At 67.3% G+C, this 13,362-nt stretch carries 14 protein-coding genes, 1 tRNA gene and 2 pseudogenes; 10 read left to right on the forward strand and 7 right to left on the reverse strand.

Annotated features, from left to right (window positions below):
* Positions 1 to 80: 80 nt before the first annotated feature.
* Together VJS38_RS01985 and VJS38_RS01990 are read right to left on the reverse strand one after the other, a co-directional pair.
* On the reverse strand, positions 81 to 857 hold the full coding sequence (locus VJS38_RS01985; RefSeq protein ID WP_324086479.1) for an enoyl-CoA hydratase: 777 nt from the start codon (positions 855 to 857) through the stop codon (positions 81 to 83).
* A 292-nt stretch (positions 858 to 1,149) separates the two neighbouring features.
* Positions 1,150 to 1,992: a phytanoyl-CoA dioxygenase family protein gene (locus tag VJS38_RS01990; RefSeq protein WP_324086480.1), complete on the reverse strand. Its 843-nt coding sequence runs from the start codon at positions 1,990 to 1,992 to the stop codon at positions 1,150 to 1,152.
* A 189-nt stretch (positions 1,993 to 2,181) separates the two neighbouring features.
* Here VJS38_RS01990 and VJS38_RS01995 point away from each other — a divergent pair, with 189 nt between their 5' ends.
* Positions 2,182 to 2,622: a response regulator gene (locus tag VJS38_RS01995; RefSeq protein WP_324086481.1), complete on the forward strand. Its 441-nt coding sequence runs from the start codon at positions 2,182 to 2,184 to the stop codon at positions 2,620 to 2,622.
* Positions 2,623 to 2,630: 8 nt separating this feature from the next.
* Here VJS38_RS01995 and VJS38_RS02000 read toward each other — a convergent pair whose 3' ends face one another.
* Positions 2,631 to 3,122 (reverse strand): GNAT family N-acetyltransferase, encoded by a 492-nt coding sequence (locus VJS38_RS02000; RefSeq protein WP_324086482.1) that lies wholly within the window; start codon positions 3,120 to 3,122, stop codon positions 2,631 to 2,633.
* 93 nt (positions 3,123 to 3,215) lie between these two features.
* On the opposite strand from VJS38_RS02000, the gene VJS38_RS02005 reads away from it, so the two are divergent.
* The 5 genes from VJS38_RS02005 to VJS38_RS02025 all read left to right on the forward strand — a co-directional run bounded on the left by VJS38_RS02005 (position 3,216) and on the right by VJS38_RS02025 (position 7,034).
* Positions 3,216 to 3,289, forward strand: a tRNA-Cys gene (locus tag VJS38_RS02005).
* A gap of 218 nt (positions 3,290 to 3,507) precedes the next feature.
* Positions 3,508 to 4,047: a VOC family protein gene (locus VJS38_RS02010; protein WP_324086483.1), complete on the forward strand. Its 540-nt coding sequence runs from the start codon at positions 3,508 to 3,510 to the stop codon at positions 4,045 to 4,047.
* A 221-nt stretch (positions 4,048 to 4,268) separates the two neighbouring features.
* On the forward strand, positions 4,269 to 5,009 hold the full coding sequence (locus VJS38_RS02015; protein ID WP_324086484.1) for an alpha/beta hydrolase: 741 nt from the start codon (positions 4,269 to 4,271) through the stop codon (positions 5,007 to 5,009).
* Between the two features lie 54 nt (positions 5,010 to 5,063).
* Positions 5,064 to 5,840 carry an SDR family oxidoreductase gene (locus tag VJS38_RS02020; protein WP_324086485.1) on the forward strand — a complete coding sequence of 259 codons (777 nt, stop codon included), beginning with the start codon at positions 5,064 to 5,066 and terminating at the stop codon, positions 5,838 to 5,840.
* Between the two features lie 75 nt (positions 5,841 to 5,915).
* Entirely contained in the window at positions 5,916 to 7,034 is a 1,119-nt protein-coding gene (locus VJS38_RS02025; protein WP_324086486.1) for an alcohol dehydrogenase catalytic domain-containing protein, read from the forward strand.
* A gap of 174 nt (positions 7,035 to 7,208) precedes the next feature.
* Here the strand turns inward: VJS38_RS02025 and VJS38_RS02030 are convergent, their stop codons facing one another.
* The 3 genes and pseudogenes from VJS38_RS02030 to VJS38_RS02040 form a co-directional block, all read right to left on the reverse strand.
* The gene (locus VJS38_RS02030) at positions 7,209 to 7,475 is read right to left on the reverse strand and encodes a metal-sensing transcriptional repressor (RefSeq protein ID WP_324086487.1); all 267 of its coding nucleotides are present in this window, start codon (positions 7,473 to 7,475) and stop codon (positions 7,209 to 7,211) included.
* Between the two features lie 24 nt (positions 7,476 to 7,499).
* Positions 7,500 to 8,309: a nickel/cobalt efflux transporter gene (locus VJS38_RS02035; protein WP_324086492.1), complete on the reverse strand. Its 810-nt coding sequence runs from the start codon at positions 8,307 to 8,309 to the stop codon at positions 7,500 to 7,502.
* 101 nt (positions 8,310 to 8,410) lie between these two features.
* Positions 8,411 to 8,692, reverse strand: a pseudogene (locus VJS38_RS02040) (hypothetical protein); the annotation flags it as partial.
* Between the two features lie 34 nt (positions 8,693 to 8,726).
* Between VJS38_RS02040 and VJS38_RS02045 the strand changes: the two are divergent.
* The 3 genes from VJS38_RS02045 to VJS38_RS02055 all read left to right on the forward strand — a co-directional run bounded on the left by VJS38_RS02045 (position 8,727) and on the right by VJS38_RS02055 (position 11,604).
* Positions 8,727 to 9,086, forward strand: coding sequence for a hypothetical protein (locus tag VJS38_RS02045; RefSeq protein ID WP_324086488.1), 360 nt, complete (start codon positions 8,727 to 8,729; stop codon positions 9,084 to 9,086).
* Between the two features lie 293 nt (positions 9,087 to 9,379).
* On the forward strand, positions 9,380 to 10,603 hold the full coding sequence (chrA, locus tag VJS38_RS02050) for a chromate efflux transporter (RefSeq protein WP_324086489.1): 1,224 nt from the start codon (positions 9,380 to 9,382) through the stop codon (positions 10,601 to 10,603).
* A gap of 101 nt (positions 10,604 to 10,704) precedes the next feature.
* Entirely contained in the window at positions 10,705 to 11,604 is a 900-nt protein-coding gene (locus VJS38_RS02055; RefSeq protein WP_324086490.1) for a hypothetical protein, read from the forward strand.
* On the opposite strand, the gene VJS38_RS02060 is transcribed toward VJS38_RS02055, so the two are convergent.
* A complete protein-coding gene (locus VJS38_RS02060; protein WP_324086491.1) occupies positions 11,601 to 12,503 on the reverse strand; it encodes a LysR family transcriptional regulator in 903 nt (300 codons plus the stop codon). The genes VJS38_RS02055 and VJS38_RS02060 overlap by 4 nt on opposite strands.
* An 88-nt stretch (positions 12,504 to 12,591) precedes the next feature.
* Between VJS38_RS02060 and VJS38_RS02065 the strand changes: the two are divergent.
* A pseudogene (locus VJS38_RS02065) lies at positions 12,592 to 13,362 on the forward strand (malate synthase G); the annotation flags it as partial.

Below are 13,362 nucleotides of genomic sequence, written 5' to 3' on the forward strand. Positions count from 1 at the left end.
ACTTTTTCGGGCATTTAGGGATCAACCGCCCGACAGCGCCTCGCGACGAGGGCTGCCGGTCGGGCGCCATCCTCAGGAATTCAGGCCCCTTTGAAGACCGGCTTGCGCTTCTCGACGAAGGCGGCCATGCCCTCCTTCTGATCGTCGAAGGCGAACAGCGAGTGGAACAGCCTGCGCTCGTAGGCCAGGCCCGTCGCCAGCGTCGTCTCGAGCGCGGCGTTGACCATCTCCTTGTTCATCATCACCGCCAAAGGCGACTGGCGCGCGATGCGCTTGGCCGCGCCCAGCGCCTCCTCGATCAGCTTGTCGGCCGGGACCACGCGGCTCGCCAGGCCCGAACGCTCGGCCTCGGCGGCGTCCATCTGGCGGGCGGTGAGGATCATGTCCATCGCCTTGGACTTGCCGACCAGGCGGGTGAGGCGCTGTGAGCCGCCGATGCCAGGGGCGACGCCCAGGTTGATCTCCGGCTGGCCGAACTTGGCGGTGTCGGCGGCGATGATGAAGTCGCAGAGCATGGCCAGCTCGCAGCCGCCGCCCAGCGCATAGCCGGCCACCGCGGCGATCAGCGGCTTGCGGAACTGCTCGATGCGCCGGCCGCTGGCGGCGAAGAAGTTCTCCTTGAAGACGTCGGCGTAGCTCTTGTCCGCCATCTCCTTGATGTCCGCGCCGGCCGCGAAGGCCTTCTCGGAGCCCGTCAGCACGACGCAGCCCACCGCCGGATCGGCCTCGGCGACGTCGAGGGCCTGGCAGACCTCGCTCAACAGCTGGCTGTTCAGCGCGTTCAGCGCTTCCGGACGGTTCAGCCGGATCAGGGTCACGCCGTCGGCGGTCTCGGCGAGGATGGTCTGATAGCTCATGGGCGGGTTCCTCAAAGAAAGGGTCAGATAAGCGATGGACTCGCCGTCCTTCACCGCCCGCGTGGCGAGCGAGGCGGCTTGGGAGCCGGCGCCGCGGCGGGCTTGATATCCATTCAGCACGCCCGGCTAGTCGCGCAGACGGTCCACGCGCATGTTCGCGGCACGCTGACCAGCACCTACAGCGACGCCGCCGCCGGGCACACTGCAAGAGTGCGGGTCGACACGTGCAAGAATGCAATTATCACGCGCCAGATTTTCCTTGGCGATCTCCAAACAGCGCCCTGCCGGGCGATCACGATGGCTGCTGCACCTTTCGATCACCCCACAGCCATTCGCGCGGGCTCATATTATTCACGTTGCTATACCCGCCGCGGTAGCGCTCGAGCCCGACCAGTTGCTGAAGCTTTGGCGAAAAGCTCCGCAGCTTCTCATGGGTGAGACCGTAGGCGAAATTGTCGAATTGGCGCACCCATCCCAGGCAGAAGGGGGAAATGATGCTGGGACGCGGCTCGTTGGTGACATTCGCGCCCCCGCCGTGCAGAAGCCGGCTGTCATACATGATGAGAGACCCTTTCGGCGCTTCGGCGATGACAGGCGTCCATTCGGCGCCGTAGCCTTTGGGATTGGTGGCCGGCAGGTGCGTCACGCGGCCCGCTTCAGCGACTTCATAGGCCACCTTTTCGGCCGGCCAATGGTGGCTGCCGGGCAGCAGTCGAGTCGCCCCGTTGTCCGCGGTGAAGTCGCTGAGGGCGAGGATCGTGTTCACCGTCACTGGGAATGGCAACCGCAGGTCGTCATGCCACCAGGTATCGCAATGCAGGGGCTGGGCCGTCTCCCCCGGGTGGATCTCGGAGCTGTCGATCCCCGACAGTAGGCACTCCCTGTCGAGATAGTTTTGGATGATCGGCAAATACCCCTCGTTGACGGGGATCTCTTGAAACAAATCATCGTATTGAAGCAGGTTCATAATACGAACGGTCTTGCGGCCGGAGAAATCCTGATTTGCCGGCCGGATCGAATACTTCCGCTCGATCCTATGCAACGCCTCCACAGTCCGCTCACAGAAGTCGTCCGAAAACAGCTTCTCGATGATAACGAAGCCATGCTCGCGCAGGCTTTCCAGGTGTTGGCTCACAGACATCGCGTTGCATTCCGTGCGATTACCGGGGCTCGGCCGGCCAGCCGGCGCCGTCAGCCTAGAATGCATTGCAATTAATTCCAGTGCCCGCAGCGCGCGTCGATGTCTCCGCGGCCGGCGCGGTCGGCTAGAAAATCCACGGCCGAAGGCTTACAACTAGACGCCTGCCAGGGTCAGGTGGCGACAATGCCTACGGCACATACAGGCTGGCGAAGCGCCGCCATAGACAAAGGCTCGGGCTTTCCCGCCGCCTATCCGGCGCTCCTTGGACTCGAGATCCTCCTCGTCGAGGACGAGGCGCTCGTTGCGGCCATGCTCGAGGACATGCTCGCAGACTTCGGCTGCATCCTGGCGGGGACCGCCGCCACACTCAGCGAAGCGCTCGCGACGCTCGAGTCCGCGACCGAGATCGACGCCGCCATCCTGGACGTCAATCTGGGTGGCGAGAAGGTGTTCCCGGTGGCGGACATCCTCGTCAGCCGAGGCGTCCCCATCGTCTTCTCGACGGCGTACGGCACCGCCGACCTCCCGGAGCGCTATCCGCGAGCCCGGATCCTCCAGAAGCCCTACCGTCCGGAGGCCCTCGCCGCGCTGCTGATCGACATCGCCCACGGCCCCCCTGACTAGGGGACTGACTAAGGGAAGGCCGCGCCCGATTGGAGAGCCTTGGCCATCACCAGATTGAACGGCGCAAAGCCGGCCGCTTCGAAGAAGGCTTGCGCGCCTCGGTTCGCCGCCCAGACGTCGAGCACGATCCGTCCGACGCCGGTCCGTTCGGCCTCGGCCCCGACCGCCGCCAGCAGGGCGGAGCCGACGCCCGTCCGCCGAGCCGCATCCGCGATCGCGATGTGATGGACGTAAAGCCGCGTTCGCGCCGGCGAGAACGGCGTGCGGGGACGCTCCTGACGTTCGAACCAGACATAGCCGAGCTCCGCCGCATCGCTCTCGGCAAGGAGAACTTGGCTGTTTGGGTCCTCGATCACGCTGCCGAAGAAAGCGCCCACCTCGGCCTCATCGACGTCGAGGCGGAAATGTGCGGGGTCCAACTCTGCGTGAAGCCGCTGGACGACGCCGTTCAGCCTGACCAGCGCATCAAGGTCGTCTCGCGCCGCCTTTCGAACAATCATCTCGCCCCCCCAATGCTTTCGGCGACGCCCTCGCCGACGACCTGCCGAAGGGAACCACCGGGAACCACGGCTGTCGGGCGCGGATTATTGTAACGCCTGATGGCGGAGCGGCTACGCAGCGGATGGCAAATCCGTGCACCCGGGTTCGAGTCCCGGTCAGGCGTCCACCTTCACTCGGCCCGTTGGGGCGCCGGATCACACCTCCAGGAAGCTGGCTGAACAATTTCGAAAATAGGCATTCGGTTGTTGAAATCCGGAATCCTTTCACGTTAATGGCCTGCGTATCGAGGAAGGACGCCGGGGCGCGCCCACATAAAGAGCTTGCGGTTTTCGAAATTATTGCGGCAAGCTGATGTCGGGAGTATGCCCCTAGCAGGAGAGCGACATGACCCGATATTCTCGCCCCCATCTCGCCCACGTCGGCATATACGTGCGGGACATTCCGACCCTGGAGGCGTTCTACACGCGGGTGTTCGGCCTCGTCGTGACTGACCGCGGCGTCGGAAAGAATTTTCGCAACGAGCTCGTCTTCCTGAGCGGCTCGGCCGACCAGCACCACCAGCTTGTGCTTTCGGGCGGTCGCGGCGCCGACGCACCGAGCACGGTCATGCAGATGTCGTTCAAGGTCAACGATCTGGCGGAACTCCGCGCGGTGCGTGACAAGGCCACCGCCGCCGGGGCGTCCGACTTTATCGGGCTGAACCACGGCAACGCATGGTCGGTCTATTTCAACGACCCGGAGGAAAATCGCATCGAGGTCTACCTCGACACGCCATTCCATACGCCGCAGCCGTGCGGAGAGCCGCTCAACCTTGATCAAAGCGACGAGGCGCTGCTCGCCGAGACGAAGATGCTTGTCGATGGGCTCGCGGGGAGCATGGCCCGCAGCGATTATGTGGAGCAGATGGCCGGACGCCTCGCCTGAACGCCGCGAGCGCGCCTTGAACTTCTTCCTGCCCGGCTCAGGCGGCGGCCTCGTTGGCCCGCGGCGCTCGGGTCAAGGCGCTCTCCCTCACCGGGTCCACCAGGGTCCGGCGCAAGCTGGGCATTGAGACAGAGGCCTCCTCCACACGCCTTCAACCGTCGGTCGCGCCGAGCTTTGAATCGTCAGGGCGCCGTCCCTCGTAGCTGACTTAAGGAACTCACATGACCCTCGCATCCCAGGCGGAAAAGCCCCCCTTCGTTCTCGTTCACGGCGCCTTTCATGGTGGCTGGTGCTGGAAGCCGATCGCCAGACAGCTCAGGGCCGCGGGTTATGAGGTCTACACGCCGACCCAAACCGGCCTCGGCGAGCGCAAGCACCTGATGTCGGCGGACATCAGCATGGAGACGTTCGTCCTCGATATTCTCAATGTCATCCTCAGCGAGGACCTGACGGACGTGATCCTGGTCGGACACAGCTATGGCGGACGATCGATCAGCGGCGTGGTCGATCGTGCGCCCGAGCGCATCCGGCGTCTGGTCTACATCGACGGCGGCCTTGCTCCCGATGGACGCAGCCGGCTCGAGGCGATGCCGGAGGACGCGCGCGAGCAGCGCATCCAGGCGGCGATGGCGTTCGACGGAGGCGTCAGCGTGCCGCCGCCGCCGGCCACCCGCTTCGGCATGTCGGACCCCGAACAGATCGCCTGGGTCGAACGCTTCCTGACGCCCCAGCCGTTCGGCGCGGAAAAGACCGGCCTGCCGCTCGCAAACCCGATCGGCAATGGTCGTCCGGCGACCTTCGTTCACTGCACGACGCCCGCATTCCCGGTCACCGCCCCAAGCGCCGCCTATGCGCGCACCCGCACCGACTGGCGGTTCCTGGAGTTCCCCGGCGGCCACAATTCCATCGTGACCCATCCCACGGAAATGGCCGCGCTTCTGCTTGCCGAGGCGGCGCTCTAGCAGCCCGCAAGAGCAAGGCGACAGCACTCCATACATGAGAAGGCGGTGAACTAGATGGACCTTGGCATAGCGGGCCGCACAGCACTTGTTTGCGGATCGACACGAGGCCTTGGACGCGCATGCGCCGAAGCCTTGGCTCGGGAAGGCGTGACTGTCTTCATCAACGGGCGGGACGCCGCTCGGCTTGACGAGGCTCTGCGCGACTTGCGGCTGATCAGTGCGCAAGTCCATGCCGTGCAAGGCGATGTCGGCGCCGCCGAAGGTCGGAGGGCCCTGCTTGCGGCGTGCCCGCAGCCGGACATCCTCGTCAACAATAACGCCGGCCCGTCCCCCGGCCAATTCTTGTCATTTGACCATCAGACGTGGATGGGGGCGATCGAAAGCAACATGGTCGCCCCGATCCAGCTCGTGCAGGCGGTCTTGCCGGCCATGCGCGAGCGCAAGTTTGGTCGGATCGTCAATATCACCTCCGCCATGGTGACGACGCCACGGCCGCACATGACCTTGTCCGCAGGCGCCCGCGCCGGGCTTACGGCGGTGATGAAAGGCCTCTCGTTCGACACCGCTCGTGACAATGTGACGATCAACAACCTGCTGCCGGAGCGGTTCGACACGGACCGGCAGGAGCAGATGGCCCGGGTCGCCATGCAGCGCGACGGCATCAGCTACGAGGAGGCGCGGCGGCGGCAGGTGGAAAGCATAGCCGCCCGAAGGCTGGGCCGGCCTGAGGAATTCGGCGCCATGTGCGCTTTCCTCTGCAGCGCGCTGGCCGGGTTCGTTTCCGGCCAGAACGTTCATCTCGACGGAGGATCCTACCCCGCCCTTGTTTAGGCGCGGCCGGTATAGCCGTCGGTTCAGGCCGTGCGGACGAACATCAGTGTTTCCAAGAACAAAGGAGTGAGGAAAATGCCCGTGGTGCCGGAAACAATGCGCGCGGCGCGGATGCACGACGTCGGCGCGCCGATGGTGATCGAGGACGTGCCTACGCCCAGGCCCGCGCCGTTGGACGTGCTGGTGCGGGTGCGCGCGTGCGGCATCGTGCCTAACCTTGGAAACGTGCTGAAGAACTGGACCAGCTGGTTCCCGCAGAACCCGCTGCCTGAGCTGCCCGCAACCTTCGGACTGGATCCGGCAGGGGAAATCGCAGCTGTCGGTTCCGCAGTGACGGGTCTGAAGGTGGGCGACCGGGTCTATGTCAATCCCGGCCGCAGCTGCGGCTCGTGCAGAGCCTGCCGCGAAGGCGATCCCGTGGCCTGCACCTCCTATGTCCTGCAAGGCTATTTCGGGTTCACGCCCACGGCGCAAGACGTGTTCGACCAATATCCCTTCGGCGGGCTCGGCGAGTACATGATCGCGCCCGCGAATTCGGTTGTCGTGCTTCCGGACAATATCACCTTCCAGCAAGCTGCACGCTTCGGCTATCTCGGAACGGCGTATTCGGCGCTGCGCAAGGGCCACGCCGGCCCCAACGTGACCACGCTCATCAATGGCGGATCAGGCACCCTTGGCCTGGGCGCCGTCTTGTTGGCCCTCGCCATGGGCGTGACCAAGATCCTGGCCGTCGCCCGCAATCGCGACCTGCTGGAAGAGGTGCGCAAGCTCGCGCCGGGCCGCATATTGGTGCATTCGGTCCAGGACGGTCCCATCGAGCCTTGGGCCTATGAGATGACCAATGGAGATGGCGTGGACCTCGTCATCGACTGCCTCGGGCCGGGATCGCCCGGCTCGGCGATGATCGACGCCATGCGGTCGCTTCGGCGGGGCGGGCGCATCGTGAACGTGGGCGCCGTGGCCGACATGCTGCCGATGGACGTGCACACCTTCATGGACCGCAACCAGTCATTCATGGGGTCTTGCTGGTTCAGCCCCGGCGAGGGCGCGGCGATGGCCGAAATGGTGCGCGCCGGAACGCTCGACATGTCGGTGTTTCGTCAGGAATCCTATCCGCTCGACCGCATCAACGACGTGCTGTCCGGGTTGGAGCAGCGCCACGGCGGATTCTCCAACTTCACGGTATGCCCCTAGACCATTCGCCGCCGAAGTGGACGCCGGTTCGGCGCAGCGAATGGTCTAACTTCAAGAACTTATGAGCGTTCGGCGGTTCATTCGAACCGCCGAACGCTCTAGACCTGAGATTTCCTTGGTCGCGGAAGGATCTGCGAGGAACCTGCCGGGACCAAGGACCTTCGGAGGCGGCCGTCAGAGGTACTTGGCCAGGTGGCTCAGCCGGCCGAGCTTCTCGCGCGCCTCCCGCGACAGCGGCCCGACGATGTCCTCGATGTGATGCTCGATGTGGTCGGTCACCAGCACGGTCTTGGCGTTGTCGAGCGCGCTGATCACCGCCTGGAGCTGCTGGGCGGTCTCCAGGCCGTCGCGGTTCTCCTCGATCATCCGCATGATGGTCGCCAGGTGTCCGTGCGCGCGCTTCAGCCGGTTCATCAGGTCGGTGTTGTGGGCGTGGGTCATGCAGGCTCCGCAAGGCCCGGCAGCTTAAGCCGCAGCGGGCAGGTGCAGCCAGCCGTTGACGGCCAAATAGACGCCGATCAGCAGGATGACGCCTCCGGAGAGATAAGGCGCGGTGCGGACGATCTCGCCGAAACCGCTGAACCGGCGCGAGACGTGCTTGACGCTGAGCGCCGCCAGAACGCCTGACGCGACCATCGTCAGCGCCAGACCGACGCTGAAGCAGAACACCAGAACCGCGCCCAGCGCGACCTGCTTGAGCTGCAGGCAGAGCACCAGCACCGTGATCGCGCCGGGGCACGGGATGAGGCCGCCCGTCAGGCCGAAGATCGCGACCTGCGCCGTCGTCACCTCGCGTCCGGCGAAGCGGCGGCGGATGTCGTTGGCGTGGGCCAGCTCGTGGGCGTCCTGGTAGCCTGCGGTCAGGTCCAGGCCGCGCAGCTCGTCGTGCATCGGATCGTGAGCCTGCCCGGGCCCATAATCGTGCTCGACGAAGGCGACGTCGTAGGCGTGCGCGTGATCGCCGTGCGACAGGCTGAGGCGGGCGATGAAATCGTGCGGCTCGGGGATTTCCTCCACCGACTCCAGGAAGCCGCCGCGGTCGACCAGGGCGAACGCCTGGCGGCTTCCGTCGGGGCGTTCGGTCTCCAGCGCGACCTTGTCCGCCGCCCACTTGGCCCCCGACGCCGCCCACAGGCGAAAGCGCGGCGGAACGCCGTCCTCGTGGATCTCCAGCGCCAGGCGGCCGTGGCCGGTGTCGATCTGCGCGCCGCCATGGTCGTGGTGGTCGTGGTGGTGATGATGGCCGTGGTCGTGACCATCATGGATGGCGGCCATCCGCTGTTCCCGGCGCGTCCGCCAGACCATCCAGGCTCCATGGCGAGCACGATCACGCCGGAGGCGAGCTGCAGGTAGGGCTCGACCGTCTCCGCTGCGAGCCCGCGCCAGAGGAACATCCCGCCGAGCGCGATCACCCAGACGATCAGCGTGTGCGAGAGCGTGGCGCACAGCCCGAGGATCACCGCCTGCCGCACCGTGCCGCGGATGGCGATGATGAAGGCCGCCATCATCGTCTTGGAATGGCCGGGCTCGAGCCCGTGCAGCGCCCCCAGCAGGACGGCGCTGGGAATGAACAGCCAGGCGTGCGCTGCGCCCTGCTGCAGAAGATCTGTGAAGGTCGGCATGGTTCGGCTATATCCCCTCCCGGGGGATAGGTCCATGCGGTCGTCACGCGCCCCGACCAGGAGAGCTCGAATGCTTCGCCATAGGCTGATCGCCACGACGCTGGCTTTGGCGGCTGTCGGCGCCCAAGCCGCCGGGCAGGCGAAGACCCTGACCGGCAAGGAGATCCGCCATCGGCTTGTCGGCAAGGTCATCGGCGACGGGGCGCACTGGCGCTACTATCTGAAGCCCAATGGCGCGATCGACGGCGAGGAGATCAACCGGCCGCGCAAGGGGCGCTGGCATCTCGAAGGAAACCGGCTTTGCATCGTCATCGTCGACGGAGCGCAGCCCGACGAATGCTGGGAGGTGACCGAGGGCGGCGGCAAGCTGATGTTCGGGACCTACGGCGAGGTCACCTACTTCGTGAAGGTCCGGCCCCCGCCTCTCTAGTGTCCCGATTCCGAAGTTCGCCTGCGCTTGTGGCAGCCTCGGACGAACTTCGGAAGCGATAAGGACACTAGCCAAGTATTTGTTTTCTAGTGTGCTTTTTGGATCAGAAGTTCGCTCCGGCGCGCGCGCCATATGCAGGCGAACTTCTGATCCAGCACACTAGCCGCGGCGAGGCCTTGAACCCGCGGCGCGGCGGGAATATGGAACGGCTACCGGGCTCACCGCAGGCGCCCGGCCAGACGCGCCGTTGTCCAAGACCTGCTCCAACTCCCCGACGGGGGAGGGAGTGAGACATGGGCGAAGATCGGGCGACGAGTTCCACGGCATGCGAAGACGGGGCGGCCGCGACGCCGGCGCGCGTGCCGCTTCTCAAATTGGTGCGCTATTTCCTGCGGCTGGGAACGCTGGGCTTCGGCGGCCCCGTCGCGCTGTGCGGCCTGATGGAGCGCGAGCTGGTCGGCGAGAAGGGCTGGCTCACCAGGGCGGAGATGCGCGACGCGATCGCCGTCAGCCAGTCGATGCCGGGTCCCCTGGCGATCCAGGTGGGGATCTTCGCGGCCTATATGCGCGGCGGGTTCTGGGGCGCCTGGGCCGGCGGCTGGGCCTTCATCCTGCCGAACTTCCTGATCGTCGCAGCCCTGGGGGCGCTCTACGTCCACTTCGGCGGCCTCGCCTGGATGACGGCGGTCTTCTATGGCGTGAGCCCGGTCGTCATCGCCCTGATCCTGCACTCCTGCTGGCGGCTGTCGAAGCTCGGCATGGAGCACTGGCTGCAATGGGCGATCGCCGTCGTCGCCTTCCTGATCACCGTCGTCTTCAAGGCCGAGGTCGCCCTGGTGTTCATCGGCGCGGGCCTCGTCGGGCTCCTCTACTACGGGACGCCGTTCCGCGGCGCACGCTCGCCGGCGCCTCTGTCCGGCCTCGCCCCGCCGGTCGCCGGCAGCCTTGCCCAGCACGTCGCGGCCCCCTCGCTGCTGGGCAAGCTGCTGCTGTTCTTCCTGAAAGCCGGCAGCCTCACCTTCGGCAGCGGCCTGGTGATCGTGCCGTTCCTGGAGAAGGGCATCGTTCAGGAGGCGGGCTGGCTTTCGCCGCGCGACTTCCTGATCGCGGTCGCCATCGGGATGATGAGCCCGGGCCCCGTGGTGATCACCGCCACCTTCGTGGGCTTCCTGGTGGCCGGCTTCTTCGGCTCGCTGGTCTCCACGATCGGCATCTTCCTGCCCTCATTCATCTTTGTGCTGATCGTCGCGCCGATCCTCATGCGCCATCGCGGGGATCCGAACGTGCAGGGCTTCATCCGCGGGACCTACGGCGCGGCGATCGGGACTATCCTCGGGGCCTGCGTGCTGCTGGGACGGATCGCTATCGGCGACGTGCTGACGGCGGTGATCGCGATCGCTGCGTTGGGGCTCCTGTTCCGCTTCAAGGTCAGCAATCCCGTGCTGATCGCCGCCGCCGCGGTCATCGGCCTGGTCGCCTATCCGCTGATCCGGCCGCATTGGGTCATGGTCCGATGAGGCGTCGATGGCGCCGGATTTCGTCGCGGGCGCTCACGCCGCTTGGCTGTCTCCTCCTGACCGCCTTTGCGCGCGGCGCAGCTGCGGCGCCGACGCTCGCCTTGGAGCGCGTCATCCCGTTGGCCCAGGTCTCCGGACGGATCGACCACCTGGCCATCGACGCGGGGCGAGGCCGGCTGTTCGTGGCGGAGCTGGGCAACGGATCGGTGGAGGCGGTGGATCTCGCCAGCGGGCGATCTGTTGGCCGCATCGGCGGGCTGAAGGAGCCGCAGGGCGTCGGCTACCTGCCCGGCCGCGACGAGCTCGTCGTCGCGACCGGCGGGGACGGCATGCTGCGCTTCTACCGCGCCGCCGATCTTAAGCCGGCCGGGGCCCTCAAGCTCGGCGAGGACGCCGACGACGTGCGGGTCGATCCGCAGACCGGACGCGTGCTGACGGGCTATGGCCAGGCCCTGGCCGTGGTCGACCCCGCGACCCGCACCCTGGTGCGGCGCATCCCGCTTCCGGCGCATCCCGAGGGTTTCGAGGCGCAGGGGAGCCGGGCGGTCGTCAATACGCCGCGGGCGGGGGCGGTGATCGCCGTGGACCTCGGCTCGGGCCGAGAGCTGGCGCGCTGGCGCAATCCGGGCCCTCAGTTCAACTTCCCGCTGGCGCTCGACAGCGACGCCGGCCGCGTCGCCGTCGTCTATCGCCTGCCGGCGAGGCTGGCGCTCTTCAACGCCGCCTCCGGCCATGTCGAGCAGCAGGCGCCGACCTGCGGCGATGCGGACGACGTCTTCTTCGATGGCGCCAGGAAGCGCCTCTACGTCGTCTGCGGCGCCGGGGCGGTGGAGGTCTTCAACAGGGCGGGCGCAGGCTACGCATCCGCCGGCCGCATCCCCACGCGGGAAGGCGCGCGCACGGGGCTGTTCTCGGCCAGGCAAGACCGGCTTTATGTGGCCGCCCGGGCGCGCGGACGCCAGCCGGCCGCGATCCTGGTCTTGCGCCCGAGCGGACCCTAATTCTCCCACGGCGGCGTCGGGCCCAGGGTCTCGCGCAGGTGGGCGACGAAGGCCTCGACGGCCGGCGGGGTGAAGGCGGCGCGGGGGCGAACAGCGTAGACGCCGACGTCGAGCGAGCCCTCCACCTCCGGCAGCACCCGCACCAGCCGGCCGGCGGCCAGCTCACGGCTCACGTCCCACAGCGAGCGCAGCGAAATCCCCACCCCGGCCAGGGTCAGCTCGCGCACCACTTCGCTGGAGTTGGTGCGCACGACGCTTTCGCCGGCGACGACGACCTCACGGCCGTCCATCGCCAGGCGCCACGCCTGCTGCTCGCCCGGCATCAGGAGCCGGTGACGGCGCAGCTCGCCGACGCCGGCCGGCGCGCCATGCTCGACGAGATAGCCGGGCGCGGCGCACAAAACCCGGCGGCTGGTCGCCAGCCGCTCGGCCTCCACGCCCGCCGGCAGCTCGGCGGTGATCCGCACGGCGAGGTCGACGCGCTCGGCCAAGAGGTCGACATAGGCGTCGGAGAGCTCCAGCGTCAGCGCCACCCGCGGGTGGCGGACGAGGAAGGGCTTGAGCGCAGGCGCCACGTGCAGCCGGCCGAACGAAGTGGGAGCGCTGACCTTCAAGGGGCCCGCCGGGATGCGCGCGACGCCGGCCAGCCTGGCCTCGGCCTGTTCGATCGCCGCCAGGATCTCGCGGACGTCGCGGTAGAACACCTCGCCCTGCGCCGTAAGCTCCAGCCGCCGCGTGGTCCGGCGGATGAGGGCCACGCCCAGCCGGGCCTCCAGCCGCGACAGCCGCCGCGAGACCATCGGCGCGGAAAGGCCGATCCGCCGTGCGGCGGCGGCGATGCTGCCGGCCGTCACGACGTGGGCGAAGAGCGCAAGGTCGGGGTCGATGGTTTCTTGCATTATATGCACGGCTAAAATGCTTTTCGTTCGTCTACCGCGCCAAATGCGCGAGCGCTAAAAAAATTCGACGTCGCGGAGGAAACGACCCATGACCCAGATGATCGACAAGGCCGGCTTGCAGGTGGCCGAGCCGCTGGCGCGGTTTGTCGAGGACCGGGCCCTGCCGGGGACCGGGGTGAGCGCCGAGGCCTTCTGGTCGGGGCTGGCGGGGATCTATCAGCGGTTCGCACCGCAGAACGCCGCCCTGCTGGCCAGGCGCGAGGCGCTCCAGGCGCAGATCGACGCCTGGCATCAGGCCCGCGCCGGCCAGCCGATCGACCAGGGCGCCTACCAGGGCTTCCTGCGCGAGATCGGCTACCTGATGGACGAGCCTTCGCCGTTCCAGGTCGCGCCCAATAACGTCGACGCCGAGGTGGCGAGCCTGGCCGGGCCGCAGCTGGTGGTTCCGGTGCTCAACGCCCGCTTCCTCCTGAACGCCGCCAACGCCCGCTGGGGCAGCCTCTACGACGCGCTCTACGGCACGGACGCCCTGCCGGGCGCCCCCGCCGGCCAGGGCTACGATGCGGCCCGCGGCGCCCAGGTGATCGCCTGGGCCAAGGCCTTCCTCGACGAGGCGGTTCCTCTTGCGGAGGGAACGTGGGCCGACTTTGCGGGCGGCGAGCCGAAGCTGAAGGACCCGGCCCAGCTGGTCGGCCGCCGCGGCGAGACCCTGCTCCTGCGCCACCACGGCCTGCACATCGAGCTGGTGGTCGACCGCGCCCATCCGGTGGGCAAGGCCGACCCGGCCGGGATCGCCGACGTGATCCTGGAATCGGCGCTGACCACCATCGTCGACCTGGAGGACTCCATCGCCGCGGTC

The organism is Phenylobacterium sp., assembly GCF_035276905.1.
GTDB lineage: Bacteria > Pseudomonadota > Alphaproteobacteria > Caulobacterales > Caulobacteraceae > Phenylobacterium.